General features: G+C 60.6%; 25 protein-coding genes. 7 read left to right on the top strand and 18 right to left on the bottom strand.

Annotated elements, in window-relative coordinates:
* Nucleotides 1–7: 7 nt before the first annotated feature.
* The gene (locus HYP802_RS0101300; RefSeq protein WP_024274990.1) at nt 8–1219 is read right to left on the bottom strand and encodes an aminotransferase class I/II-fold pyridoxal phosphate-dependent enzyme; all 1212 of its coding nucleotides are present in this window, start codon (nt 1217–1219) and stop codon (nt 8–10) included.
* An 80-nt stretch (nt 1220–1299) separates the two neighbouring features.
* A complete protein-coding gene (locus tag HYP802_RS0101295; protein WP_024274989.1) occupies nt 1300–2094 on the bottom strand; it encodes a helix-turn-helix transcriptional regulator in 795 nt (264 codons plus the stop codon).
* Nucleotides 2095–2157: 63 nt separating this feature from the next.
* Between HYP802_RS0101295 and HYP802_RS0101290 the strand changes: the two genes are divergently transcribed.
* Nucleotides 2158–3174 carry an MBL fold metallo-hydrolase gene (locus HYP802_RS0101290; RefSeq protein ID WP_024274988.1) on the top strand — a complete coding sequence of 339 codons (1017 nt, stop codon included), beginning with the start codon at nt 2158–2160 and terminating at the stop codon, nt 3172–3174.
* Nucleotides 3175–3188: 14 nt separating this feature from the next.
* Here HYP802_RS0101290 and HYP802_RS0101285 read toward each other — a convergent pair whose 3' ends face one another.
* The 10 genes from HYP802_RS0101285 to HYP802_RS0101240 form a co-directional block, all read right to left on the bottom strand.
* On the bottom strand, nt 3189–3572 hold the full coding sequence (locus HYP802_RS0101285; RefSeq protein WP_024274987.1) for a VOC family protein: 384 nt from the start codon (nt 3570–3572) through the stop codon (nt 3189–3191).
* 46 nt (nt 3573–3618) lie between these two features.
* Complete coding sequence (locus tag HYP802_RS0101280; protein WP_013950201.1) at nt 3619–4398, bottom strand: succinate dehydrogenase iron-sulfur subunit; 780 nt, start codon at nt 4396–4398, stop codon at nt 3619–3621.
* A 106-nt stretch (nt 4399–4504) separates the two neighbouring features.
* Nucleotides 4505–5059, bottom strand: a complete 555-nt coding sequence (locus HYP802_RS0101275) for a hypothetical protein (RefSeq protein WP_244420939.1) — start codon at nt 5057–5059, stop codon at nt 4505–4507.
* A 188-nt stretch (nt 5060–5247) separates the two neighbouring features.
* Complete coding sequence (gene sdhA, locus HYP802_RS0101270) at nt 5248–7095, bottom strand: succinate dehydrogenase flavoprotein subunit (RefSeq protein WP_013950199.1); 1848 nt, start codon at nt 7093–7095, stop codon at nt 5248–5250.
* A gap of 5 nt (nt 7096–7100) precedes the next feature.
* Complete coding sequence (sdhD, locus tag HYP802_RS0101265; RefSeq protein ID WP_013950198.1) at nt 7101–7484, bottom strand: succinate dehydrogenase, hydrophobic membrane anchor protein; 384 nt, start codon at nt 7482–7484, stop codon at nt 7101–7103.
* Nucleotides 7484–7894 carry a succinate dehydrogenase, cytochrome b556 subunit gene (gene sdhC / locus HYP802_RS0101260; protein ID WP_013950197.1) on the bottom strand — a complete coding sequence of 137 codons (411 nt, stop codon included), beginning with the start codon at nt 7892–7894 and terminating at the stop codon, nt 7484–7486. Before sdhC ends, sdhD begins: the two co-directional genes overlap by 1 nt.
* A gap of 91 nt (nt 7895–7985) precedes the next feature.
* Nucleotides 7986–8960 (bottom strand): FAD-dependent oxidoreductase, encoded by a 975-nt coding sequence (locus tag HYP802_RS0101255; RefSeq protein ID WP_013950196.1) that lies wholly within the window; start codon nt 8958–8960, stop codon nt 7986–7988.
* Nucleotides 8961–9115: 155 nt separating this feature from the next.
* Nucleotides 9116–9679, bottom strand: coding sequence for a superoxide dismutase family protein (locus HYP802_RS0101250; protein WP_013950195.1), 564 nt, complete (start codon nt 9677–9679; stop codon nt 9116–9118).
* 83 nt (nt 9680–9762) lie between these two features.
* Nucleotides 9763–10821 (bottom strand): MaoC family dehydratase, encoded by a 1059-nt coding sequence (locus HYP802_RS0101245; protein WP_024274986.1) that lies wholly within the window; start codon nt 10819–10821, stop codon nt 9763–9765.
* 148 nt (nt 10822–10969) lie between these two features.
* Nucleotides 10970–11869, bottom strand: a complete 900-nt coding sequence (locus HYP802_RS0101240; protein ID WP_013950193.1) for a CoA ester lyase — start codon at nt 11867–11869, stop codon at nt 10970–10972.
* Nucleotides 11870–12027: 158 nt separating this feature from the next.
* Here HYP802_RS0101240 and HYP802_RS0101235 point away from each other — a divergent pair, with 158 nt between their 5' ends.
* The 3 genes from HYP802_RS0101235 to HYP802_RS0101225 all read left to right on the top strand — a co-directional run bounded on the left by HYP802_RS0101235 (nt 12028) and on the right by HYP802_RS0101225 (nt 14771).
* Nucleotides 12028–12849 carry a pyridoxal kinase gene (locus HYP802_RS0101235; RefSeq protein WP_024274985.1) on the top strand — a complete coding sequence of 274 codons (822 nt, stop codon included), beginning with the start codon at nt 12028–12030 and terminating at the stop codon, nt 12847–12849.
* Between the two features lie 96 nt (nt 12850–12945).
* Nucleotides 12946–14133, top strand: coding sequence for a Na+/H+ antiporter NhaA (gene nhaA / locus HYP802_RS0101230; protein ID WP_024274984.1), 1188 nt, complete (start codon nt 12946–12948; stop codon nt 14131–14133).
* Nucleotides 14133–14771: a carbonic anhydrase gene (locus tag HYP802_RS0101225; RefSeq protein WP_013950190.1), complete on the top strand. Its 639-nt coding sequence runs from the start codon at nt 14133–14135 to the stop codon at nt 14769–14771. The genes nhaA and HYP802_RS0101225 overlap by 1 nt, the downstream gene beginning before the upstream one ends.
* A 31-nt stretch (nt 14772–14802) precedes the next feature.
* On the opposite strand, the gene HYP802_RS0101220 is transcribed toward HYP802_RS0101225, so the two are convergent.
* The 5 genes from HYP802_RS0101220 to ccmA all read right to left on the bottom strand — a co-directional run bounded on the left by HYP802_RS0101220 (nt 14803) and on the right by ccmA (nt 17689).
* Nucleotides 14803–15411 (bottom strand): DsbE family thiol:disulfide interchange protein, encoded by a 609-nt coding sequence (locus HYP802_RS0101220; RefSeq protein ID WP_024274983.1) that lies wholly within the window; start codon nt 15409–15411, stop codon nt 14803–14805.
* 10 nt (nt 15412–15421) lie between these two features.
* Nucleotides 15422–15577 carry a heme exporter protein CcmD gene (ccmD, locus tag HYP802_RS0101215; RefSeq protein ID WP_024274982.1) on the bottom strand — a complete coding sequence of 52 codons (156 nt, stop codon included), beginning with the start codon at nt 15575–15577 and terminating at the stop codon, nt 15422–15424.
* A gap of 11 nt (nt 15578–15588) precedes the next feature.
* Nucleotides 15589–16341 carry a heme ABC transporter permease gene (locus HYP802_RS0101210; protein ID WP_013950187.1) on the bottom strand — a complete coding sequence of 251 codons (753 nt, stop codon included), beginning with the start codon at nt 16339–16341 and terminating at the stop codon, nt 15589–15591.
* 62 nt (nt 16342–16403) lie between these two features.
* Nucleotides 16404–17069, bottom strand: coding sequence for a heme exporter protein CcmB (ccmB, locus tag HYP802_RS0101205; RefSeq protein WP_024274981.1), 666 nt, complete (start codon nt 17067–17069; stop codon nt 16404–16406).
* Nucleotides 17066–17689 (bottom strand): heme ABC exporter ATP-binding protein CcmA, encoded by a 624-nt coding sequence (ccmA, locus tag HYP802_RS0101200; RefSeq protein ID WP_024274980.1) that lies wholly within the window; start codon nt 17687–17689, stop codon nt 17066–17068. Before ccmA ends, ccmB begins: the two co-directional genes overlap by 4 nt.
* Before the next feature lie 245 nt (nt 17690–17934).
* Here ccmA and acnA point away from each other — a divergent pair, with 245 nt between their 5' ends.
* The 3 genes from acnA to HYP802_RS0101185 all read left to right on the top strand — a co-directional run bounded on the left by acnA (nt 17935) and on the right by HYP802_RS0101185 (nt 22528).
* Nucleotides 17935–20631, top strand: coding sequence for an aconitate hydratase AcnA (gene acnA / locus HYP802_RS0101195; RefSeq protein ID WP_024274979.1), 2697 nt, complete (start codon nt 17935–17937; stop codon nt 20629–20631).
* A gap of 131 nt (nt 20632–20762) precedes the next feature.
* Nucleotides 20763–21128 (top strand): hypothetical protein, encoded by a 366-nt coding sequence (locus tag HYP802_RS0101190; RefSeq protein WP_024274978.1) that lies wholly within the window; start codon nt 20763–20765, stop codon nt 21126–21128.
* A gap of 638 nt (nt 21129–21766) precedes the next feature.
* Complete coding sequence (locus HYP802_RS0101185) at nt 21767–22528, top strand: DUF1223 domain-containing protein (protein ID WP_013950178.1); 762 nt, start codon at nt 21767–21769, stop codon at nt 22526–22528.
* A 47-nt stretch (nt 22529–22575) separates the two neighbouring features.
* Here the strand turns inward: HYP802_RS0101185 and HYP802_RS0101180 are convergent, their stop codons facing one another.
* The gene (locus tag HYP802_RS0101180) at nt 22576–24654 is read right to left on the bottom strand and encodes a M3 family metallopeptidase (RefSeq protein WP_024274977.1); all 2079 of its coding nucleotides are present in this window, start codon (nt 24652–24654) and stop codon (nt 22576–22578) included.
* Nucleotides 24655–24773 lie beyond the last annotated feature (119 nt).

Genomic DNA, 24773 nt, shown 5'->3' with positions numbered 1-24773 from the left:
GTACTCTTTAACGCAGCACGGAAATCGTGCGTTCGAGCGCTTCCTGGATCGTCTTGGAGTCCTGCACCATCGCGACGCGAACGTAGTCTGCGCCGGGATTGGTTCCGTCTCGTCCCGTCTGAGCCAGAAAGCTACCGGGAATAACCTTGACGCCTGCGCGTTGCCATAAGGTTACCGCCGCTTGAGCGCCACCGCCAAACTGACTCATATCGAGCCAGAGACAGAACCCGCCAGCTGGCCGCCGGTAGCCGTAGCGGCCACCTAACACATTGTCAGAAATTAGAAATTTGTCACGATACGCCTCCCGCGAACGCTCGACGTGCGCTTCGTCGCGCCAGATCGCGGCGGATGCATGTTGCAGTGGCAAGGGCACTGTCGGCGCGCACATGTTGCGCACTTCGCCGTAGGCTTCGATGAATTCCGGGTCGCCCGCACAGAACCCGGACCTTAGGCCCGGCAGGTTCGAACGCTTCGACAGTGAGTTGAAAACGACGAGATTGCGGAACCGCTCCGGCGTCGCCGCCGCGACCTCCAAACCGCCGAGCGGCGCGGCCTCTGTGTAGATTTCCGAATAGCACTCGTCGAGGAACAGCATGAAGTTGTAGGCGCGCGCCAGTTCCAGCGCCTTCAGGATGTAGCGGCGATCGGCGACCGTGCCCTGCGGGTTCGACGGCGAATTGATAAAGAGCGCAACCGTCCGCTTCAACAGCGCCTCATCGCGCGCAATTGCATCGAGATCCGGCAGGAAGCCTGTCGCCTTCGTGGCGTTGAGATAGACCGGCTCCGCGCCGACCGCGATCGCCCCCGCGACGTAGGCCGAATAATACGGGTTGCACATCAGGATCGCAGGCCGACCCTGCACGTCCTTGCGGCCCACCGCCGGCAAACACGCAAAGAATAGCCCTTCGCGCGAGCCGCTGAGCACCAGCACATCACGTTCGGGATCGACGCCGCCCGGCACGACGTAACGTTTCGCCAGCCATTCCGAGATCGCCTTGCGCGCCTCCTCGGCGCCGCGGATCGGCGGATACTTGCCGTAGAGCGCCGTCGCCTCGTCGAGCTTTGCCTGAATGAAATCCGGCATCGCCTCGCGCGGCTCCCCGATCGTCAGCTCGATGGGTTTCTCATGCCCCGGCGCAATCCCCGCCAGCAGCTTGCGAAGCTGACTGAAGGGCGACGAAATCGCACCGGACGTGAGGGAGGAAAGCGGGTGACTCATCTCAGGATTGAACATCGATCTTGCGCTGGCCCGCCGCTATCGCATGTCAGCCGCGATTGGGAAAGCCCAATACTGGTCGGTCAGTGTCGGACGCCCGCGAGACTCCGGCCGGCAGGTGCCCCAAAAATCCGGCGAAACTCGCGGGCGAAGTGTGGTTGATCGTAAAAACCTGACGCATGGGCGGCGGTCGTAAAATTGCTTCCCTTGACGACTTCGGATACCGCCACGCGCATTCTCGCCCACGCCGCATAACGACGATAAGAAACGCCGACCTCCTGTTTGAACAGGTGCTGAAATCGCGATGTCGAAAGCCCCGCAGCATGCGCGGCCCAATCGACCCGCGGCACTGACCCGCCCGTCACGACGCCGCCCGCGTTGTCAGCAACCGCTTCGAGTGCCCGGCGCACGCGCGCGTCGATGGTTCTTCGCGCCTTAGGCTTGGAAAATTCGAGAAGATCATTCATCGCTTCATCGGTCCAAGCCAAGCTGGAAGGATCTTCGTAAAGCGACCGAACCTGTGAAAGGTCCGTGCGCATTCCGATCAGCACACCCCGTTCCTCGCGTGTCTCTGCGACGAGCGCTGCAAGACCTTCAGCGGACGCCTCGCTCGGCTCAATGTAGATCACCGCGATCGGTCGGCCTTCGGCATCGAACTCGTAAGCCGTCCCGGCGGGTATAACGGCCGCACGACATGCGAACCACGAACCGCCCGCAAGTCTTAAGCGAAAATCATCGTAGAGACCCGCGAGCATCACCGGCGCGCTGTGGCTGTGAAGTGCATTCTTATGCAGACAGCCGGCGAAAAGCATGCGGCCCGAACCGACATGCCATAGCGGCTTCAGGGATCCACCCTCGATGCCAGCAGATTCATACAATCGCATAGCTCCGTGCCTGGACTAACCTCGGCTTCAGATCAGATACTTGGCAAGGACATTGAAATGCGCAAAGCCTTCTCGCCCGATATCGAAGCTCTCGCCGTGGATCGCCGGAAGCTTTTGACCACAGGCATCGGCGTCGCTCTCGCACCCACTCTGTCCCTGGCCTTTGCATCAAACGCGACCGCATCAGCCCCAGCACTTGGACCTTGGCAGCCGAAATTCTACCGCTTCAAGCTCGGCGCTTTCGAGATTACCACGATCTCGGATTCAGAAGCTTTCATTGATGGTCCGTTCCCAATCGTCGGGCAAAATGCCCGCGAAGCCGATGTTCGGGCGCTGATGCGCGACAACCTTTTGCCGGAGCAGAAATACCAGCCGGGCTTCACGCCGACGATCATCAACACCGGTGATAAGCTGATCCTGCTCGACACCGGCAACGGATCGAACGGTTTCATTCCGCGCCCCAATGGCGGCTGGCTTGCGGCCCAGCTCGGCCCCGCAGGCTTCAAGCCCGAAGACATCGACATCGTCCTTTTAAGCCATGGTCATCCCGATCACGTCGGCGGCATGATCGAAAATGCAAAGCCGCTCTTTCCCAACGCACGCTACGTGATTGGCGCAATCGAGCATGACTTCTGGGCTCCGGAAGGAAAATTCACAGCCGATCTGGAAAAATGGGCGAGCATATTCCGAACCAACACGAAACCCGTCGCCGACAAGTTTACGTTCATAAAACCAGGAGACGACGTCGTGACGGGCGTCCGCGCCATCGAAGCTTACGGACACACGCCCGGGCACCTTGCCTTTATGATCGAGAGCCAGGGCAAATCGATTTTGTATTGGGGCGACTGCGCCCACCACCAGGTTGCCTCGCTCGCGCACCCTGAGTGGGATTGCCTCTTCGATTCCGACAAACAGCTTGGTGCCCGAACCCGCCGTCGCATCTATGACATGGCGGCCACCGACCGTATCCCGGTCATCGGCTACCACATGCCGTTTCCGTCAATCGGTTATGTCGAGCGCAATGGACCCGGCAGCTATCGTTGGCTGGCGCACACCTACCAGCTCAATCTCTGACAGAAAGGCAATCGTTACTCCGGCAGATGCGTCACGGCTTCGATGTTGTGCCCATCCGGATCGAAAACGAAGCCGCCGTAGTAGTTGGCGTGATAGTGCGGCCGAAGTCCCGGCGGTCCGTTGTCTTTGCCTCCCGCCGCCAGGGCCGCGTCATAGAAGGCTTTCACTTCCTCGCGGCTCTGCGCGGCGAAGGCGACATGCAGGCGGCCCTTCAGAGGCGAGCCCGTTCCAATCCAGAATTGCGGCCGCTCGCGACCGAACCCGGCATACCCGTCGTTGTCCTCTTCCGAGAACTTCACTTCCTTGAGCAGTTTGATGCCGAGCGGCGCCAGCGCCTGGGTATAGAACTTCAGCGATCGGCTGTAATCAGTGATGGGAAAGCCGATGTGATCGAGGATGTCCAGCACGGTCGCTCCTTTATTATGACGCGATCGAGCCAGACGCTTACACGCGTCGCTCGACCATCAGTTTTTTGAGTTCGGCGATGGCTTTGGCCGGCGACAAGCCTTTCGGACAAGCCTTGGCGCAATTCATGATCGTGTGGCAGCGATAGAGCCGGAACGGATCTTCCAGATTGTCGAGGCGCTCGCCCGTCGCTTCGTCACGGCTGTCGATCACCCAGCGATAGGCCTGCAGCAGAATGGCAGGGCCGAGGTAGCGATCCGAGTTCCACCAGTAGCTCGGGCACGACGAGGAGCAGCATGCGCACAAGATGCACTCGTAAAGCCCGTCGAGCTTCTCACGATCTTCGCGCGACTGCTTCCACTCCTTCGGCGGCGTCGGCGTATCGGTCTTGAGCCACGGCTCGATGGAGCGATGCTGCGCGTAGAAATTCGTGAGATCCGGCACGAGGTCTTTGACGACTTCCATGTGCGGCAGCGGATAAACCTTTACAGGACCTTTGACGTCTTCGATGCCCTTCAGGCACGCGAGTGTATTGGTGCCGTCGATATTCATCGCGCACGAGCCACAAATGCCTTCGCGGCACGAGCGGCGGAACGTCAGCGTCGGATCGATCTCGTTCTTGATCTTGATCAGAGCGTCAAGAACCATCGGTCCGCACTGCTTCTGATCGATATGATAGGTGTCGACGCGCGGATTGCGTTCGTCATCCGGATTCCAGCGATAAATCCGGAATTCCTTCCAATCCCCCTCGCGGTCCGGCCTATTCCAGGTCTTGCCTTCGGAGATTGTCGAATTTTTCGGAAGAGTGAGCTGAACCATGAGAGTGCCGGTGTTCCCGCCAACGAAATCCTTGTGACGCTGACAGAAGCTTGAACGTCGTCCCCTGTCAACGGCATGGGCCCGCGGCGGATGCGGTTCTTTGGCCCTAACCGGATTTCTGGTGTTTCTTGAGCTCCCGGACCAGTCCCACAAGGCTTTCCGCGATCTCGGCCCCCGTTTCGACCGCGACCCGGAGCGGCACCCGCGACTGGATGATCTCGTTAAGCCGCTCTTGCTGCTCGCCGAAGCCAAAGAAGATCTCTTCCGGCGCCTCGACATCCCCATCTTCGATCGCGGTCATGACGTCGAACGCGTTCTGCGTGGCGAGCACCAACATCGAGGCGATATCATTCATCAGTTGCAGATAAAGCCGCTGAGCGTCGGCACGGATGCGCTGTCCGTGCACCCCGAATTTCAGCGGCGCGGAAGCCTGTCCGCCGCCACCTGCAAAAACCCTCGGATGCTTCTGGAAACGCTTGAAGATCTCGACGAGGCCGAGACAACAGGTTTCCAGGTCGCGAAGCGCGGCACCCGTCTTGCGCTTGGTCCGGGTGCGCGTTGCGACCTTTTCCTGTCCCGACCAGTTAATGGCCGCGATCGACGCGATGGCGCCAAGAGCCGCCAGCGCCGGCAGCACCGCCGCGAACGGATCGGGCGGCATGCGCGTGTCGGTATCGTCGCTCTCGTCCGTACTGATCTTCGTCACAATCGCGCCCGCCCCTTCAATAGCGGCCGCACCATAAGCGACTTCCCAAAGCGGCGCTATTTCTACTCATCCGGAGCGCTTCCGGAAAAGCCGGGCACCGGTTTTCCGGATGAGAAGCGCGACTCGATAAAAGCTGGAACGGCTCAATAAACGCGGGCTTTGGGCTCGATATATTTGACCTCGTTGGTCATGGTCTTCGTGTGCACCGGACGATCGTCGAGCTTAACCGATTGCGTCCCGTAATCGGCCCATGCCAGCGTGTGCTTCATCCAATTGACATCGTCACGCTTCGGAAAATCTTCGCGCGCGTGCGCGCCGCGGCTTTCCTGACGGTTTTCGGCGCCTACCACCGTAACGGCTGCTTGCGCGATCAGGTTGTCGAATTCCAGCGTTTCAACGAGATCGGAATTCCACACCAGGGACCGGTCGGTGACGGAAATATCCGCCGCATCGCGCCAGACCTGCGTGATCTTCTCGACGCCTTCTTTCAGCACCGGGCCATCGCGGAAAACGGCACAGTTCGACTGCATGATCTTCTGCATGCGCAGGCGCAGCGCCGCCGTCGGTGTCGAGCCACTGGCGTTGCGGAAATGATCGAGGCGGGCAAGCGCCGGTTCGTGTGCGTCCTTGGGCAGGTCCGACTGCATTGCGCCTTGCTCGATCGTCTCGGCACAGCGCAGACCGGCCGCACGACCGAACACGACGAGATCGATCAGCGAGTTCGAGCCCAGACGGTTGGCGCCGTGCACCGAGACGCACGCCGCTTCGCCAATCGCCATCAGGCCCGGCACGACATGATCGGGATCGCCGTTCTTCTTGGTCAGCACTTCGCCGTGATAATTCGTCGGGATGCCGCCCATGTTGTAGTGCACCGTCGGCAACACCGGGATCGGCTGACGGCGAAGATCGACGCCTGCGAACACCTTCGCATTCTCTGTAATGCCCGGCAGACGCTCGGCCAGAATCTTCGGATCGAGATGGTCGAGATGCAGATAGATATGGTCGGCATCCGGGCCGACGCCGCGACCTTCGCGAATTTCGATCGTCATCGAGCGCGAGACGACGTCGCGCGAGGCGAGGTCTTTGGCGTGCGGCGCATAGCGCTCCATGAAGCGCTCGCCCTTGGAGTTCGTCAGATACCCGCCTTCGCCGCGCGCACCTTCGGTAATCAACACGCCCGCGCCGTAAATACCGGTGGGATGGAACTGCACGAATTCCATGTCCTGCAGCGGCAAACCTGCGCGCAGAACCATGGCATTGCCGTCACCGGTGCAGGTATGCGCCGAGGTGCACGAGAAATACGTCCGCCCGTAACCACCCGTCGCCAGAATGGTCTTCTTCGCGCGGAAGCGATGCAGCGTGCCGTCATCGAGATTGAGCGCGATGATGCCCCGGCATGCACCGTCCTGATCCATGATGAGATCGAGCGCGAAATATTCGATGAAGAATTCCGCCGCGTGGCGCAGCGACTGCCCGTAAAGCGTATGCAGCATCGCGTGGCCGGTGCGGTCGGCAGCAGCACACGTGCGCTGCGCCGGCGGACCCTCGCCGTAGTCGGTCGTCATGCCGCCAAATGGGCGCTGGTAGATCTTGCCGTCTTCGGTGCGCGAGAACGGCACGCCATAGTGTTCAAGTTCATAGACGGCCGCCGGAGCGTTCCGGCACAGATATTCGATGGCGTCTTGGTCGCCGAGCCAGTCGGAGCCTTTGACGGTATCGTACATATGCCAACGCCAGTCGTCGCGGCCCATGTTGCCGAGCGCCGCCGCCACACCGCCTTGCGCCGCAACCGTATGCGAGCGCGTCGGGAACACCTTCGTCACGCAAGCCGTTTTAAGACCTGCTTCCGCGCAGCCAAGCGTCGCACGCAATCCTGCGCCACCCGCACCGACGACAACGACATCATAGACATGATCGTGCAGCGGATAGGCTTTGCCGATCTGCGACGGCGCGGCACCCGCGCCGTTGGCCTTGCCATTCAATTGCGACATCAGGCTCAGGCTCCAAAACTCAGTTTCAAAATCGAGAACACGCACGCGAGTGCGATGGCAATGGCGAAGAAGGTGTTGAGCATCAAGGCCACCACCTTAAGCCCTTCTTCGTGGACGTAATCTTCGATGATGACTTGCATGCCGATCCGCATATGCACGGTGCCAGAAAGTACAAGACCGAGAAGCGGAATCGCAATCAATGGGTGCGCAAGCTTCTGTTTCGCCGTCGCGTAGTCCGCGCCAAGCAGCGAAACGATCAGCCAAACGAGAAAGATCCCGAGGAACAGGTTCGCGACCGCCGTCACGCGCTGTGTCCAGAAATGGTCGGCGCCTTCTTTGGCCGAGCCGAGATAACGTACTTTTTTCAGCGGTGTCCGCATCGTGGTCATCAGACGGCCCCCATAGCAACCGCGATCCAGACAATCGCCGTCAACGCCAGCGACGCGGCAAGCGACCCCCACGACAACAGATCGACCGTCTCAAGGTCGTAGCCGTGGCCACTATCCCAGATGAAGTGGCGGATGCCGCCCATCATGTGATGCATCAGAACCCACGTATAGCCGAGCAACACCAGCTTGCCGAACCACGTATCGCACCAGCTCAGAAAATAGTTGTAGGCGTCCGGTCCGCTCGCGGCTGCGATCAGCCACCAGGCGAGCAGCAGCGAACCGAAATAAAGCGCCGCCCCCGTGATGCGATGCACGATCGACATCACCATGTTGATAAGCGGCGAATAGATTTGCAGATGTGGTGAAAGCGGCCGCTTGGGGCGCACGCCGCGGCCGGATGTAACTGCCATCGGACGTCCTTCTTTTTGATTTGATGCGAATATCTAGCGCCTCAATGCGGGCGCGGCAATTCGCCAAATGCCACATAGATTCTGTCGGGCCTCAGGCGAGCGCGCCAGCAATGGCCTGCCCGAGATGCCGGCCGCTTATAAAGGCATGTTCGGCGAAGCTGCCGAGGCACCAGTCCCCCGCAACGCCGACCTGCGTTTCCGGACAGTAAAGATGCGTCTCGCCCAGCGCCCTGCCGACGATACCCTGGCGCCAGAGGAAGGCTGTCATCCGCGACGGTCTGACAGGGGGCAGATTTAAAAACTCCCCGACCTCGCTCCAAAGCTCTTCCGCCACATCTTCGGGGTCAGCCTGCTCCGCCGCCAGGCTCCACGCCGATGAGGCGTGAATGACAAGGGCCTCGCCCCTGGGATCGCGCCCCGGCTTCGTGTTATCGTGTGCGATCCACCGCACGACCTCTGAGACGTCGGTGAAAACGTCATGCTCCGAAGTTTTCTTTTGATCCAGGCGGACCATCAATGACCAGCAGGGCAGCATCAACACGTTCCGCAGCGGCGACGCGAGACGGTCGATCCGTTCCGTCAGCGGCAACGCCGCTGCCGCAGGAACGGCGATCGCGACCGCTTCGAACGGCCCAGCCGATGCTTCGTCTGCGAACCAGAGGTGCCAGCCTTTCTCACGCCGTTCGAGCGATTGCACCCGCCGACCGACCGAGACACGCACGCCATCGGCCATCGGACGCACGATCGACGACATACCGGGCGTCCCGACAATCCACGGCTCGCGGACGGTTTTGCCGGGCCCTGGTTTCCACTGTCGCGGCGTCCAGGTATCCGCGAACCCGAGACCCGCAATCTCCGAGAGATAACGCCCGAATTCATCCGTTTGCGCCAAGAGATATTGCGCACCCGGATCGAACCGGTCGCTGCCGAGACAGGTCGTTGCGAGACGGCCGCCGACGTTGCGGTCTTCTTCAAAAACCTCAACGGAAATGCCCGCGCTCCGCAACGTCTGCGCACATGAAAGCCCCGCCAGACCCGCACCGATGATTGCAACTTGATTGATCACCGCATCTCGCTTCGAATGTCCGGCCGGCTAATTGCGACGCATACATACGATCGAATCGCGGCCCTTTGGAGATTTACAATTTCAGGTCCGGCGTGCGCATCGGCAAAGCGGCATCACGTCGATTGATCAACGTGAATTTCGCGTCCCACTGAACGCTATTGCTGTTTGATCACACCGCAAGCGATCCGCTTTTCCCCGCTGCCATCCTGATCGGTCCGATAGTCATCGGCCTTGTCATAGATGACAAGCGATGATCCATCGGCATCGAAAAGCGTATCGTCGGCGCCGACGTTAAAGTGGAGATACGTTGTCATCATTTCGGCGCGCGCCGTGCCGTCGGGTCCGGCGACGATGTTGGGAAGATCGCCCGCCATCGGACCTTCATCGTTCATGAAGCCGTGCTGAGCGCCGAGTGGATTGTAGGTCGGCCCGGCGGACGAAAAATCGCCCTCGCATTTGCCGCCCTCATGCACGCCAAAAGCGTGAGCGCCCGGCGGCAAGCCTTTGAGATCGAATGCGAGAAGCACGCCGGAGGACACGTCGGTCAGCGTCACCGTTCCCGCACTCGATCCATTTGCGAGCTTGATCTCGGCAACGGCCTTTTCGCCTGCCGCATCTGCCGGTCCGGCCACGGCCAGAACGAGCACACCCAGCGCCACGCGACCGATTGTTCTGATGCTCGCCTTGAGGTTCGCACTGACGTCCGCTCTGAGGTTCATGCGACGTGTTCCCCCGCTTCCTGCCCCGAAGTCGCTAGCGCCAAGGCACAGGCGTCAGCCAGCCCCGCTGCCGCTGAATGCCCTTAGCGGGGAAGCACAAGCCACGTATCGAGATCGAGAACAACCCCTTCGGCGTACTCGCCCGTCGGAGTCTTGAGCGGCAGTGACGCGCAATCCTGGTTTTTGACGCCGACGAGACGAACCCGAAGCGCGCCGACGTCCTTCCGTTCGGGAATCTCGGCTTTCTCCAGAATTTCCGACCACGCGTAGATCGTATCGCCGGCGAACGTCGGCGCCACGTGCCGGCCGCCGTTGATGGCCGCCAGGTGGAAGGCATTGCCGAGCCCGTTGTAGGACAGCGCCCGCACCAGTGAAATGACAACGCCGCCATAGACGATCCGCTTGCCGAACCGGCCTTTGGATTCGGTGTGCTGATTGAAATGGACCTTCGCCGTATTCTGATAAAGCCGCGTCGCGATCTGATGCTCGGCTTCTTCCAATGTCATGCCGTCGACATGATCGATCTTCTCGCCCGGCTCATAATCGCCCCAGCGATGCGGCGAACCCGACAGCGCGAAATCATATTTGCTAATATCGAGCGCCGGGACCGCCGACGCAAGAACTTCCGGATCAACACGCTCCGGAAGCTTCGGCACCACCGCTTCCGGCGCCGGCGAACCCTTGGAGCGCTTGCGCACCATCACCCAGCGGCAATATTCGAGGACGACTTCGCCATCCTGATTGCGCCCCGTCGAACGTACGTAGACGGTGCCCGTCTCACCGTTCGAATTTTCCTTCAGACCAATCACTTCCGACGTCGCCGACAGCGTATCGCCCGGATAGACAGGCTTCAGGAACCGGCAATCGGCGTAGCCGAGATTGGCGATGGCGTTGAGAGAGATATCTGGCGTCGTTTTACCGAACACGACATGGAACGTCAGTAGATCGTCGAGCGGCGCTTTCGGATAGCCGATGGCCTTGGCGAACGTATCAGCCGACTGCACTGCAAAGCGTGAGCCGTAAAGTGAGGTGTAAAGCGCCACGTCGCCGTCGGTGACGGTGCGGGGTGTGGCGTGCGGGATGACTTGGCCGTAAGTGAAATCTTCGAAGAAGTTTCCTGCGTTCGTCTTGGTTCCGGCCATCAATCCCCGCCTTATGGTTCGGGAAGCCCTTACGCATGGGCTTCGGGTTTTGGTTCTTTTCAGGATGTCGGGATCAGACCGCAACCCTTTTTTGAAAGGTCGGGGACGCGATCAAGGGCCGCACGAAGCCCGTTGGAGGCGGCATTTACTAAAACCACGGCTCCTCGACTTTCGATCGCGCGTTGATGGCATCGGCGATGGCGGCGACACGCCTCGCCATCACGAGATGCAGGCGTTCGACCATGCGCCCCTCAACCGTAATCACCCCCTTGCGCGCATTCTCGGGCTCTTCGAAGGCTTTGATGATCTTATGCGCCCAGGCGATTTCCTCGATCGTCGGTGAAAAGACTTCGTTGCACGGCACGACCTGCGACGGATGGATGAGCGTCTTGCCGTCCATGCCCAGCGTGCGGCCATGCTCGCATTCGGCGCGAAAACCGGATTCGTCCTTAAAATCGTTGTAGACGCCATCAATGACATCGAGCCCATAAGCCCGCGCAGCTACCAGCGTCATCGCCAACCACGGCACGACGGCGAAACGGTTGCGGCTTGCGAGTGCCCGGCTCTCCTTCAGGAGATCGTTCGTGCCGAGCACGAAGCAGACAAGCCGATTGTCCTGGTCGGGCGCACAGGCGGCAATTTCCTTGGCGTTGATGATCCCCATCGGCGTCTCGATCATCGCCCAGAGCCGAATGCGCGGATCGGCGTCCGATGCTTTGATGACCTTCGCCGTACCGGTGATATCGCCGGAGTTCGAAACCTTTGGAATGAGAATGGCATCCGGAACGGCGGCCATAGCCCCATGCAGATCGGCCATCCCCCACGGCGTTTCTATCGGATTGACCCTCAGGATCACCTCGCGCGACCCGAAACCGCCTTCGTGGATCGCAGCGGTTGCCTGCGCTCGCGCCTTTTCCTTGTTAGGTGGTGCGACTGAGTCCTCAAGATCGATGATGATCGAATCCGCCGGCAGCGTTTTGGCTTTTTCGAGAGCTCGCTCGTTGTCGCCGGGCAAATAGAGGACGCTGCGTCTGGGTCTCATGGCCATCGCATCGACTCCCGTAGAAAATGCGTTGATTTTGCATCGCAACATGCACGTTTGCAACATCGACCGCGACTAAACTTTCGAATAAATCGCAATTCCGAGCGCTGGCGTTGGCTTGCCCATCGCGCGGCAAAGTCCAATCGCGAAACTCTTTGGTCCCTATGCGCCGCATTCTTATGATCTCGTCGTATGTTGCGCATGATCCCGTTGGGCTGTCCGCAACAAGCCCGCCCCTGCTCGCCGCCGGCATCGACGTCGTCGGACTGCCGACGGTTGTGCTCTCAAACCACCCGATCCGCGCCCATATCGCCGGCATTACGCTCGACCCGAGACTTGTCGGAGACATGGTCCGCGCCCTCGCCGACAATGGCTGGCTGGCCTCGTTCGACGCGATTTTCTCCGGCTACCTACCATCGCTCCAGCACGTCGAAATCGTCGCCGAAGCTGTAACGCGTCTGCGCGCCGCAAAGCCCGAGATCGCCTATATCTGCGATCCGATCTTCGGCGACGACCCCGGCGGCCTCTACATTGACGAACGATCCGCACACGGCATCCGCGATCTGCTCATGCCGCTGGCCGACATCATGACGCCGAACCGCTTCGAGTTGTCGTGGCTGTCCGGCATCGATGTCCAATCGCCGGCCGATGCCGTCACCGCAATCGCCAGCCTCAGCCGCCCCATCCTCGCCGGAACGTCAATTCCGGACGGGCCAACCTCGCTCGCTACCGTGCTGACGGCTGCGAACCGCACCTTCATCGGCCGCGTCGAGAAATGGGCCGACGTGCCCCATGGCACCGGCGACATCTTCGCAGGCTGCCTCACCGCCAAACTCATGCACGGCGAACAGCCTCAGACGGCGCTGGCTTACGCTCTCGGCGGCGTTCGCCGCGCGCTCGAAATCAGCCGCGGCACCGATCGCATGCTGCCGAATTTCGTCGATTGGCGGCACATCTCTCCTGTGTCCATCGAAGCTGCAGCGTGAGTGACATTCGCGCGCCACGCCCGCTTTGGGTTGCTGCGCGTGGAATGAACCGGCATATCTGCCCGGGGATCATTTTTATGGAGGGACTCCGCAGATATGAAGCCAGAATCAAGCGCGGAAGGCATTAGCAGAGAAGTTCTTGCCAGCCTTGTTTTGCTTGCCGCCGCGGTCTTGGCGCTGTTCCTTGCCAATTCCCCTCTGCACGACACCTACGAGCACATATTGACGACCAAAGTTCAGCTCGGCGTCGCACCCTTCTCTCTCACGAAAGAAATTCACCACTGGATCAACGACGGCCTGATGGTCATTTTCTTTCTGGTCGTCGGCCTCGAAATCAAGCGGGAGGCCATTCGCGGCGCGCTCTCGAAACCATCCGCCGCCATGCTGCCGATCTTCGGTGCGATTGGCGGCATGGCGGTACCAGCGCTGATCTATGCTTCGGTCAATTTCAATAACGCGGAGCACCTGCGCGGCTGGGCCATTCCGGCAGCAACCGACATCGCGTTTGCCGTCGGCGTGATGGCGCTGCTGGGCAAGCGCGTCCCGCCGACGCTGAAGGTCTTCCTGCTCGCCCTCGCCATCATCGACGATCTCGGCGCCATTCTGATCATCGCTTTTTTCTACACATACGAACTGTCGTTCACGGCATTGGGATTGGCCGTTACCGGCGTCGCCGTGATGGCGGTCATGAACCGGCTCAACGTCATGCGGGTCTGGCCCTATCTGCTCGTCGGAGCCTTTGTTTGGCTCTGCGTGTTGAAGTCGGGCGTGCATGCAACCATCGCGGGTGTCGTGACCGCTTTGACGATCCCATGTTCCAGCCCCGTCAAAGGCGTTGACGGCCCGCTCCCGGCGCTCGAGCACACGTTAAGCCCTTGGGTCAGCTTCGGCATCATGCCGATCTTCGCTCTCGCCAACGCCGGATTGGCGCTTGGCGACCTGTCGATGAATGACATGCTGTCGCAAATCCCCGTCGGCATCGCGTTGGGTCTTTTCCTCGGCAAGCCACTCGGCATATACGGCGCAGTGCGCGCTGCGATTGCCAGCGGCCTCGGAGAAATGCCTCACGGTGCATCTCGGATGCAGCTCTTCGGGACCGCAATTCTCGGCGGCATCGGTTTCACGATGAGCTTGTTCATTGGCCTGCTGGCGTTCCCCGACCCCACGCTGACCGCGGAAGTGCGTCTCGGCGTTATGGCAGGGTCCCTGCTGGCAGCGGTGGTCGGCTACATCGTTTTGGTCACGAGCAAGGGAGCCCCGCCGATGGCGGAGGAAAAACGATAATGAGCAGCTTTCCCGAAACGTTGGCGGACCGCTACCGCCGCTTCCGTCATCGCCATTTCGTTCCGAACGCCGACCATTACGAAGAACTCGCGACACACGGGCAAAGCCCCGAGACGATGATTGTCTCGTGCTCTGACAGCCGCGTCGATCCCGAGACGATCTTCTCAGCCATGCCGGGCGAGCTGTTCGTCGTGCGTAACGTCGCCAATCTTGTCCCGCCCTACGAAGTCAGCGGCAAATATCACGGCGTCAGCGCCGCGATGGAATTTGCGGTGCTGAACCTGCGCGTGAAAAACATGATCGTCATGGGCCATTCGGGCTGCGGCGGCGTGAAGGCCGCGCTTGACCAGAACGCCGCCATCCAGACGGACGCGCATTTCATTTCGAAATGGATGTCGATGCTCGACGACGCCCGCCTCAGCGTTCTGGCCGCGCACCAAACCAGCTCATCGAGCGTCCGTCAGGAAGCGCTCGAAAAAGAAGCCATCAAGCAGTCGATCGCTAATCTGCGTACCTTCCCGTTCGTGAAAGAGCAGGAAGACAAAGGCCGCTTGTCGCTGCACGGCGCGCATTTCGACATCAAGTCGGGAACGCTGACGGTTCTGAACCACTCGCGCGGTCAGTTCTTCGCGCTTTGATGGCGTGGCCGCTACGAACCTTCTCAGCCGATCAGGATGATGGACCTGCCGCTGCGGCGGCAGCTTCCGCTTTCGCCTTGGCGATGATCGGCAGCAGTTTCGTCTTGAGGGAGTCCGGCGTGATCGGTCCAACGTGCTTGTAGATCACGTGGCCCTTGCCGTTGACGACGAACGTCTCAGGCGTGCCGTAGACGCCCCAGTCGATCGCAGCGCGCCCATCGGCATCGGTCCCGACCGCCGTGAACGGATTGCCATAGCGCCCCAGGAACCGCCGCGCCGCCGCCGCCTGGTCCTTGTAGTTGACGCCATAAATGTCGACGCCGGACTCTTCCTTAAGCTGCTCCAGCATCGGATGCTCATCGACGCACGGCACGCACCAAGACGCCCAATAATTGACGACCGAGATCTTGCCCTTCGCAAGATCAGCCGAGGTAAATCCGGGTTCGGACTTGCCCGCTGTCACTTCCAGTCCTTCGACGGCTGGAAACGTCGTCTGCGGCACCGGCTTACCGACGAGCGTCGACGGCAGCAACGACGGATCGCCGGACCTGAGCGCCATCGCGAAAAAGCCTGCGATGACCACGAAAATCACGACCGGCAACAAGCGCAAATAATTGGATCGACCCTGGGCCACCGTCATCTCTCTCTATTCAGTGCGAGGAGCGGCGCTTGACGCCCTGGCGTTCCAGCGCGGCGAGTTCGGCGCGCTGCTTCCATCCATCAGCCAAAAGCCAAAGGATGAGCCCGATCACCGTCACCGTGACGACGGCATACGACAGCCAAATGAAAGCAGCGTGCGGTCCCATATCCATAGCGATCACTCCGCTGCCTGAGGCGCGAGCCGATCCCGGCCCATGACCGCCTGTGTCCTGAGCGCCTTCACCCGGCGGCGAAGAATCTCGTTCCTCATCGCCTTCAGATGCATCGCGAAGAACATCAGCGTGAACGCTAGCGCCATCACCAGCAACGGCAGACGCATGCTGGGATCGACTGTCGATGTGAAGTCCGTCGACGGCTGATGCAGCGTATTCCACCAGTTGACCGAAAACTTGATGATCGGCAGCAGCGTCACGCCAACGAGCGCCAGGACGGCTGTCAGCTTGGCTGCAGCCCCTTCGTCTTCGAGCGCAGAGCGCAGAGCAATCAAGCCGAGATAGAGAAAAAACAGCAGCAGCACCGACGTCAGTCGCGCATCCCAAACCCAGTAGGTGCCCCACATCGGCTTGCCCCAGAGCGAGCCGGTCACCAGCGCCAGGAACGTGAAGGCCGCGCCGAGCGGTGCCGCAGCCTTCGCCGAAACGTCCGCCAGCGGATGACGAAACACGAGCAGGCCGAAACTCGACAGCGCAATCAGCCCGTAAATCATCATCGAGAGCCACGCGCACGGCACATGGATGTACATGATCCGCACCGTCTCACCCTGCTGATAGTCAGGTGGCGAATCCAGAAATGCCAAATAAAGACCGTAAACCAATAGGATAGCCGAAGCGGCCGTCACCCATGGCAGCACGCGAGCGGAAAGCTCCATAAACCGGGTCGGATTGGCGAGGCGTTGCGTAAGCGTCTGCATGGGCGGGATTTAAGCCTTTAAACGATACGGCGCAATGAAGCCTGAGGTTACCATTTGGAGAATTACTGCAACTGGATCCGAAGCGCAGCAGCTGCCGCGACCGGCCCCAGCACGACCGTAACCAGCGACACCGCCGCCAGAATGAGAAACGACGCACTAAGCCCATCGGGTCCCGCGCTGGCACTGACGGCCGATATGCCGAAAATCAGCGTCGGCACATAGAACGGAAGCACAATCACGGCCAGAAGCAGGCCGCCGCGACGTGTCTTCATGGTCAATGCCGCCCCGATCGCCCCCAGAAAACTCACGGCCGGCGTCCCGATTAAGGTTGTTGCCACAAGAATAGGGTAAGAATTGAGGTCGAGATTGAGGAGGATGCCGAGCACCGGCGCCATGATCGCCAGCGGAATTCCCGTGGTGATCCAGTGGGCTAAAGCCTTTGCGGCGCTGACAAGCTCGAGCGGCAGCGGTCCGGTCGCCAGCACATCAAGCGTCCCGTCTTCGTAATCCGCCTCGAAAATACGATTGAGCGACAGCAGCGCTGCCAGCAACAGCGCGATCCAGAGCACGCCCGCTGCAATCCGCGCCAGCAGATTGAGATCCGGCCCGAGCCCAAGTGGCATCAACGAGACGACCACGAGAAAAAAGCCCAGCGCTGTCCCGATAGCGCCACCCTCGCGGACTGCCAATCGCAAGTCACGCTTGATGAGAGCCCAGAAACTTTTCACGCCGCCATCCTATGCGCCACGAGATCGAGCGTCCGCGCCCGCTCCAGCGCCAATGGCAAATGCGTTGCAATGACGGCAAGCCCGCCCTCGCGCGTATGCGCGTTCACCGCCGCCACCAGCCGCTCCGACGACGCCGCGTCGAGCGATGCCGTGGGCTCATCGAGCAGCCACAGCGGCCGGTGCGCAACAAGCAGCCGCGACAGCCCGAGCCGCCGCTTTTGTCCGGCAGAAAGATATGCCGCGGGAAATTCGCCAAGATCTTCCAATCCGAAATGCTGAAGCGCAGCGTCGATCCGCTGCCGCGAGTGATCGTTCGCTTCGAGATAGGCATTCCAGAACGTTGCGTTCTCGATCACCGTCAAACTCGACTTCACCGAATTGGTGTGACCGATCGCATGCGCCTGCTCTGCGACCGACAGCTCCGGATCGCCACCTTCGAGACGAACCGAGCCGCGAAACGGACGGATGAATCCGGCCAGCGTCCGCAGCAATGTCGTCTTGCCGATGCCGTTCGCGCCCGTCAGCACCAAGGCTTCGCCGTGCTTAACGTCGAACGACAACCCCTCGATGACACGCCGCAGCCCGCGGTCGATGGTCAAGTCTTCAGCAATAAGCTGCACAGTGATCGGATTCCATGATGCCGGATTGAGCAAAGGCGGGGCAATTTGGCCATCCGCACGATTGGGCTTTTCTTTTCGATATGCTTATATAAAAGGCACGTTGTATCCTTCGCTAGCGCAAAAGCGAGGGGGTCGCGCGGCCCAGTCCTATGTGCCGCGGGGCGTCCTCGATTCCGTCGGCACACCGGCGGCGCAGCCCTTCGTCTTAATCTTTCGGAGGCCTGACCTTGAGCGCCCTTACACCCATTTCCGACGACAGCTTCAAATGCAAGAAAACCCTCACCGTCGAGGGTAAGACTTACGTTTACTATTCCCTGCCCGATGCCGAGGCTAACGGCCTTAAAGGCATCTCGCACCTTCCCTATTCCATGAAGGTTCTCCTCGAAAACCTCCTTCGTCACGAGGACAACCGCTCGGTCACCAAAGCCGACATCATGGCCATGGCCGAATGGCTCGATAACAAAGGCAAAACCGAGAAAGAAATCGGCTTCCGCCCGGCCCGCGTGCTGATGCAGGACTTCACCGGCGTACCCGCCGTTGTCGATCTCGCCGCCATGCGCGACGGCATGACGAAGCTCGGTGGCGATCCGACGAAGATCAACCCGCTCGTGCCCGTCGATCTTGTGATCGACCATTCCGTCATCGTCGATGAGTTCGGCACACCGAAAGCCTTGGCCGACAACGTCGCGCTCGAATACGCCCGCAACGGCGAGCGCTATAACTTCCTGAAGTGGGGCCAAGGCGCGTTTCAGAACTTCCGCGTCGTCCCGCCCGGCACCGGCATCTGCCACCAGGTCAATCTCGAATATCTCGCCCAGACCGTCTGGACGAACGAGATGGCCGACGGCGCAACCGTTGCGTACCCGGACACGCTCGTCGGCACCGACAGCCACACAACGATGGTCAACGGCTTGGCCGTTCTTGGCTGGGGCGTCGGCGGCATCGAAGCCGAGGCTGCAATGCTCGGCCAGCCGCAGTCGATGCTCATTCCTGAGGTCATCGGCTTCCGCCTTACGGGCAAGCTGAAGGAAGGCGTCACCGCGACCGACCTCGTGCTCACGGTCACGCAGATGCTGCGCAAGAAAGGCGTCGTCGGCAAATTCGTCGAATTCTACGGCCCAGGCCTCGATAGTATGACGCTCGCCGACCGCGCTACGATCGCCAACATGGCGCCCGAATACGGCGCAACGTGCGGCTTCTTCCCGGTCGACAAGGAAACCATCAACTACCTGACGATGTCGGGTCGCGATGCGCACCGCATCGCCCTTGTTGAAGCCTACACCAAGGCGCAGGGCCTCTATCGCGAAACGGGCTCGGCCGATCCGGTCTTCACCGACACGCTCGAACTCGATCTCGGCGATGTCGTGCCGTCGATGGCAGGTCCGAAGCGTCCCGAAGGCCGCATCGCGCTGACCGACATCAAGACCGGTTTCGAAACCGTGCTCGCTGGCGAATACAAGAAGCCGGATGAGCTTTCGAAGCGCGTGCCGGTCGAAGACAAGGACTTCGACATCGGCCATGGCGACGTCGTCATCGCCGCGATCACGAGCTGCACGAACACGTCGAACCCGAGCGTGCTGATCGCCGCCGGTCTTCTCGCCCGCAACGCGGTCAACGCCGGCCTGACGAGCAAGCCGTGGGTGAAAACATCGCTCGCGCCTGGATCGCAGGTCGTCGCCGCTTATCTCGCCGATGCGGGTTTACAGCCCTATCTCGACCAGATCGGCTTCAACCTCGTTGGCTTCGGCTGCACCACCTGCATCGGAAACTCCGGCCCGTTGGCGCCTGAGATTTCGAAAGCGATCAACGGCAACGGTATCGTCGCTGCGGCGGTCCTATCGGGCAACCGTAACTTCGAAGGCCGCGTCAGTCCCGACGTGCAGGCGAACTATCTGGCGTCGCCCCCGCTCGTCGTCGCTTACGCGCTCGCAGGCTCGGTTCAGAAGGATCTGACCAAAGAGCCGTTGGGCACTGGCAAAGACGGCAAGCCTGTCTTCCTGAAGGACATCTGGCCGACGACGCAGGAAATCCAGCAGTTCATCGCCGACAACATCACGCGCTCCATGTTCATGTCGCGCTACGCCGATGTCTTCAAAGGCGACGACAACTGGCAGGGCATCGCGACAAGCGGCGGCCTGACCTATGGCTGGAACGGCTCGTCGACCTACGTCCAGAACCCGCCCTACTTCCAGTCGATCGCCCGCGAAGCCAAACCCATTGGCGACATCGTCAACGCCCGCATCCTGGGTCTTTTCGGCGATAAGATCACGACCGACCACATCTCGCCCGCCGGTTCGATCAAGACCGCCAGCCCGGCCGGCAAATATCTGCTCGACCACGGCGTGCAGCCGGTTGACTTCAACCAGTACGGCACCCGCCGCGGCAACCATGAAGTGATGATGCGCGGCACCTTCGCCAACATCCGCATCAAGAACCACATGGTGAAGGACGCCAACGGCAACGTGAAGGAAGGCGGCCTGACGATCCATTATCCGTCAGGCGAGGAAATGCCGATCTACGATGCCGCCATGCAATACGAAGCCGAAGGCGTGCCGCTCGTTGTCTTTGCGGGCGTCGAATACGGCAACGGCTCCTCACGCGACTGGGCGGCGAAAGGCACGAACCTGCTCGGCGTCCGCGCCGTCATCGCGCAGTCGTTCGAGCGCATCCACCGTTCGAACCTGGTCGGTATGGGCGTCGCGCCCTTCGTCTTCACCGAAGGCGCCTCGTGGGAATCGCTTGGCCTCAAGGGCGACGAACGCGTGTCCATTCCCGGTCTCGCCAGCGTCAAGCCGCGCGAGGTCGTGACGATCACCATCACCCGCGCCGACGGCTCGACGCTGCCCGTGCCGGTGCTCTGCCGGATCGATACGCTCGACGAGATCGAGTACTTCAAGAACGGCGGCATCCTGCACTACGTGCTGCGCAACTTGGCAGCTTAATTAATTGGCCCCGGCGGCCAGCGCGCAGAACGCGTGTCGCCGGGGCTAACTTAAAAAATGTCTGCCCCTCCCGATGCCGATAGGCCAAGAAAGTGATATTTTGAATCGGCGGGTTGTCGGAGGGGATCAATATGACGTCGCAGGTAGATGCCGTCATTCTGGCGCTACGCTCCGTTCTTCAAGACGCGGAGCGGATTCAAGTGACTTACTGGGAAACCCGAACGATTAATCGCTGGATCAACCAACTTCCAGGCGCTTGGACGTGGAAATGGCGTCACTTGAAACTACGTGGTGACGTAGATCGCAAAGTCAGCCGTATGGACGCCATCGTGCACCTACGGGCGACCATCTATTACCTTGAAGAAAACCGTGACAGCATCAAAGGCCCATCCTTCCGGTGGCCAAAGCCGAAGAATGAAAAGGTGCCACTGCCGGCCGAGCCACCCAAGCCTCAATACAAAATGGTGGAAGGCCCAGCCTTAGATACGAGGCACTAGCGGTTGACCTATCGAACGACTGGTCGCGCCTGATCCAAATGTAGAACGTCGGGCGGCCGTTCGTGGGGCCAAACGTAGGGTGGCCAAACGACGAATCGCTTTATGAATCAATTTGGCCGGGAACGCTTGCAACGCCCCGGCCAAATAGCAACCCGCCGTAGGCCGACGCACGAAGTATGGGATTCCGCTGTACGCTTGGGCGCTACTCACGCTTTTGCGCATTCCACACAAGGCGGAGAATTGGTGCGCCGCGCAGAGGAGCGTGATCTTGTTGAGTTGTGGAATCCTCCATTGCCAAAGTATAGGTCGTCCGGGTCCGGCGCGTTCCGCGATTAGAAGCCCGGCACGACCCGGGGATCTGCCACCACAAGGGCACAAGTTCAGCCCTTTTTTGCAAGTCACAGTAGGCGACGCTCTCATCGGCTTGGTGCGTTTGCTACGCGGTGCCGAAAATGTCTGCGCCCGTCTCCCCCGCGCAGATAGTGGAACGCCACGTAACACCCGCCCTCGCCCCAGCGAATTCCTTAACGCTCACCCCTTCGTGACAAGGCTTTCGCGCCTTTCACTTTGGCCTGACGTTTGTGGGCGCTAAAGATAAACTTGGCGGCGGCCGTAGTGTCTGTGAGGCTTAACGATTGATGCGTTTTCGCGAATTCCTGTTGGCGGTCCTCGTCGTCGGTGCCAGCGCCCTTCCCGCTTCAGCCCAGGAAGTCCCCGTCGACCGGCCAGCGGACCAGCCCGTCAAAGCCGTTGTCGAACTTTTCACGAGCCAGGGATGCTCGTCCTGCCCGCCCGCCGATGAAGTTCTGAAGACGCTCGCCGACGACCCGTCGATCATCGCCCTGTCGCTGCCCGTCGACTACTGGAACTATCTCGGCTGGAAAGACACTTTCGCTTCGCCGCGCAACACCGAACGGCAACGCAATTATGCCCGCGCCCGTGGCGACGGCCAGATCTACACGCCGCAGGCGGTCGTGAACGGCGAAATCCCTGTCAACGGCTCCTCGAAAGCTGCAATCGAGCAGGCTATCGACGAAACCTCCAAATCCGGAGGACCCCGCCAGGTGCCGGTCCGTTTCTGGCAGGAGCGCAACACCATGAACTTCGCGCTGGGCGCCGACGCATCCGGCCATGCCCCGCGCGAGGCGACGATCTGGCTCGGCGTCGTGCAGATGTCGGGTTCGGTGCCGGTCAAGGATGGCGAGAACGCCGGCAAGACGCTGACCTACACCAACGTCGTCCACGAGCTCATTCCCGTCGGCATCTGGAAAGGCCAGCCGATGCAGGTGCAGCTGCCCCGCGCCGCCATGATGCAGGCCGACGTGCAGAAGGTCGTCGTGCTCGTGCAGGAAGGCCGCAGCGGCCCCATCATCGGCGCGACGATGGCGGGCCTCTGGTAGGTGCCCCGGCGGCCGGCTCCCCGAAGGGGAGTCGCCGGGGCCAATCATCAAGCCGCCAGCCCGCGCTTTTTCAGCAGGCCGTCGATCTTCGGCGGCCGTCCGCGAAACGCCACGTACGCGTCATGCGGATCGCGCCGATTGCCCGCCGAGTAAATGAACTCGTGCAGCTTCTTTGCCGTCGCCGGATGAAACACGTTGCCCGTCTCTTCGAACGCCGCGAACGCATCCGCGTCCATCACTTCCGACCACAGATAGCTGTAATAGCCCGCTGCATACCCGGACATGATGTGCATGAAGTGCGGCAGACGGTGCCGCATCACGATCTCTTTCGGCATGTCGATACCGTTGAGCGCATCGCGTTCGAAACCCTCGATGTCGCCGATTTCCGACATGTCGGCCGAATAGAGCGCCATATCGACGAGTGCCGATGACGTATATTCGATTGTTGCAAATCCCTGATTGAAATTGCGCGCCGCCGTCAGCCGCTGGCGTAGAGACTTCGGCATCGGCTTGCCGGTCTTGTAGTGCAGCGCGTGCTTTTCGAGCACGTCCGCCGTCGAGAGCCAATGTTCATAAAGCTGCGACGGCAGCTCGACGAAATCTCGGCTCACCGACGTTCCCGAAATCGACGGATACGTGACGTTGGACAGCAACCCGTGCAGCCCGTGCCCGAATTCGTGGAACAGCGTGCGCGCATCATCGAACGACAGCAGCGGCGGCATGCCGTCGCCGCCCTTCGTGAAATTCAAGACGTTGATGATGATCGGCGTCTGGCCCTTGCCGAGCTTGTGCTGCGAGCGGAACGACGACATCCACGCCCCGGAGCGCTTCGTCGCCCGCGCGAAATAATCGCCCATGAAGATGCCGACGTGCTGGCCTTTCTTGTCGAGCACCTCCCACACGCGCACCTCGGGGTGATAGCGCGGCAGATCCTTGCGCTCCTTGAACTTCAATCCAAAGAGCTTCGTCGCCGTGTCGAACGCGGCGCGAATCATGTGATCGAGTTCGAGATAGGGCTGCAGCTTCGACTCGTCAAAATCGTACTTCGCCTGGCGCACCTTTTCGGAATAGTAGCGCCAGTCCCACGGCATGATTTCCGAATTGTCGCCCGCGTTCTGCGCTTCGGCCGCCAGCAGATCGCGTTCGCCTTTGGCGCGCACGACGGCCTTCGCCCAGACGGCTCGAAGAAGCTCATCGACGGCAACCGGCGTCTTCGCCATCGTGTCCTGCAGACTGAATTCGGCATACGACTTGAAGCCCATCAGCCGCGCATATTCGCCACGCAAAGCAACCGCTTCGGCAACGATCTGCCTGTTGTCGGTATCGCCAGCGCGCGCACCGCGGCTGATCCAGGCATTGAACGCCTGCTCCCGCAAATCTCTGCGGGCAGAGTACGTCAGGAAGCCTTCGACACTCGACCGCGCCAGCGTCACGATCGCCTTGCCCGGAAGACCCACATCAGCGGCCGCCCGTTCCGCACTGTCCTTGAGCGTTTGAGGCAGTCCGGCCAAATCGTTCTCGCCGTCGAGAACGAGCTGCCAGGACTGCTCGTCTTTCAAGACGTTCTGCATGAACTGCGTGACGAGCGTCGCGAGGCGCGCATTGATCTCTTTCACGCGTGATTTGTCTGCCGACGACAGCCGTGCGCCCGCGCGAACGAATTCCAGACGGTGGCGTTCGAGCACACGCAGGTCTTCATCATTGAGCTTCAGCGCATCGCGGCGCTCGTAAAGAGCGTCGACACGCTTGAAGAGGCGCTTATCAAGCAGAATCTGCGTTTCGTGCGCTGCAAAACGAGGCGCCATATCGCGCGCGACTTCCTGCAATTCCGGCGTCGAATCCGAGCCTTCGAGATTCCAGAAAACCGACGCGACGCGGGACAACTGCCAGCCGCTCTTTTCAAGAGCGATGATCGTATTGGCGAACGTCGGCTTTGCCGGATTGCGTGCGATCTTTTCGATTTCTGCTTTGTGCTCGCGAAACGCCGCTTCGAGCGCCGGTTTGAAATGGCGCGCCTCGATTTTCTCGAATGGCGGCATGGCGAATTCGCCGTTCCATTTCATCATCAATGGATTGGCGGTGGCTTTTGGGCGCGGCTTCGATGCCGCCTTACGCTTTGCTATCATTGAGATCGAATATCCGAGTTTCCCCCACTCTGTAACTTTATATACGCACAAAATACCGTTTGTGCTCAAATGAAACCCTTGCAATGCGGCAACGCCGACAGGACCGGCGCGGTGGCACC

This window comes from Hyphomicrobium sp. 802, from assembly GCF_000526135.1.
Taxonomy (GTDB): Bacteria; Pseudomonadota; Alphaproteobacteria; order Rhizobiales; family Hyphomicrobiaceae; genus Hyphomicrobium_B.
This window is presented reverse-complemented; position numbering and strand designations above follow the sequence as displayed.

What these genes read in the sequence shown, in the direction of transcription:
- HYP802_RS0101300 (WP_024274990.1), bottom strand. Translation starts at nt 1,219, where the DNA reads ATGAGTCACCCGCTTTCCTCCCTCACGTCCGGTGCGATTTCGTCGCCC.
- HYP802_RS0101290 (WP_024274988.1), top strand. Translation starts at nt 2,158, where the DNA reads ATGCGCAAAGCCTTCTCGCCCGATATCGAAGCTCTCGCCGTGGATCGC.
- HYP802_RS0101280 (WP_013950201.1), bottom strand. Translation starts at nt 4,398, where the DNA reads ATGGTTCAGCTCACTCTTCCGAAAAATTCGACAATCTCCGAAGGCAAG.
- HYP802_RS0101275 (WP_244420939.1), bottom strand. Translation starts at nt 5,059, where the DNA reads ATGCCGCCCGATCCGTTCGCGGCGGTGCTGCCGGCGCTGGCGGCTCTT.
- sdhA (WP_013950199.1), bottom strand. Translation starts at nt 7,095, where the DNA reads ATGTCGCAATTGAATGGCAAGGCCAACGGCGCGGGTGCCGCGCCGTCG.
- sdhD (WP_013950198.1), bottom strand. Translation starts at nt 7,484, where the DNA reads ATGACCACGATGCGGACACCGCTGAAAAAAGTACGTTATCTCGGCTCG.
- sdhC (WP_013950197.1), bottom strand. Translation starts at nt 7,894, where the DNA reads ATGGCAGTTACATCCGGCCGCGGCGTGCGCCCCAAGCGGCCGCTTTCA.
- HYP802_RS0101250 (WP_013950195.1), bottom strand. Translation starts at nt 9,679, where the DNA reads ATGAACCTCAGAGCGGACGTCAGTGCGAACCTCAAGGCGAGCATCAGA.
- HYP802_RS0101245 (WP_024274986.1), bottom strand. Translation starts at nt 10,821, where the DNA reads ATGGCCGGAACCAAGACGAACGCAGGAAACTTCTTCGAAGATTTCACT.
- HYP802_RS0101240 (WP_013950193.1), bottom strand. Translation starts at nt 11,869, where the DNA reads ATGGCCATGAGACCCAGACGCAGCGTCCTCTATTTGCCCGGCGACAAC.
- HYP802_RS0101235 (WP_024274985.1), top strand. Translation starts at nt 12,028, where the DNA reads ATGCGCCGCATTCTTATGATCTCGTCGTATGTTGCGCATGATCCCGTT.
- nhaA (WP_024274984.1), top strand. Translation starts at nt 12,946, where the DNA reads ATGAAGCCAGAATCAAGCGCGGAAGGCATTAGCAGAGAAGTTCTTGCC.
- HYP802_RS0101225 (WP_013950190.1), top strand. Translation starts at nt 14,133, where the DNA reads ATGAGCAGCTTTCCCGAAACGTTGGCGGACCGCTACCGCCGCTTCCGT.
- HYP802_RS0101220 (WP_024274983.1), bottom strand. Translation starts at nt 15,411, where the DNA reads ATGACGGTGGCCCAGGGTCGATCCAATTATTTGCGCTTGTTGCCGGTC.
- ccmD (WP_024274982.1), bottom strand. Translation starts at nt 15,577, where the DNA reads ATGGGACCGCACGCTGCTTTCATTTGGCTGTCGTATGCCGTCGTCACG.
- HYP802_RS0101210 (WP_013950187.1), bottom strand. Translation starts at nt 16,341, where the DNA reads ATGCAGACGCTTACGCAACGCCTCGCCAATCCGACCCGGTTTATGGAG.
- HYP802_RS0101190 (WP_024274978.1), top strand. Translation starts at nt 20,763, where the DNA reads ATGACGTCGCAGGTAGATGCCGTCATTCTGGCGCTACGCTCCGTTCTT.
- HYP802_RS0101185 (WP_013950178.1), top strand. Translation starts at nt 21,767, where the DNA reads ATGCGTTTTCGCGAATTCCTGTTGGCGGTCCTCGTCGTCGGTGCCAGC.
- HYP802_RS0101180 (WP_024274977.1), bottom strand. Translation starts at nt 24,654, where the DNA reads ATGATAGCAAAGCGTAAGGCGGCATCGAAGCCGCGCCCAAAAGCCACC.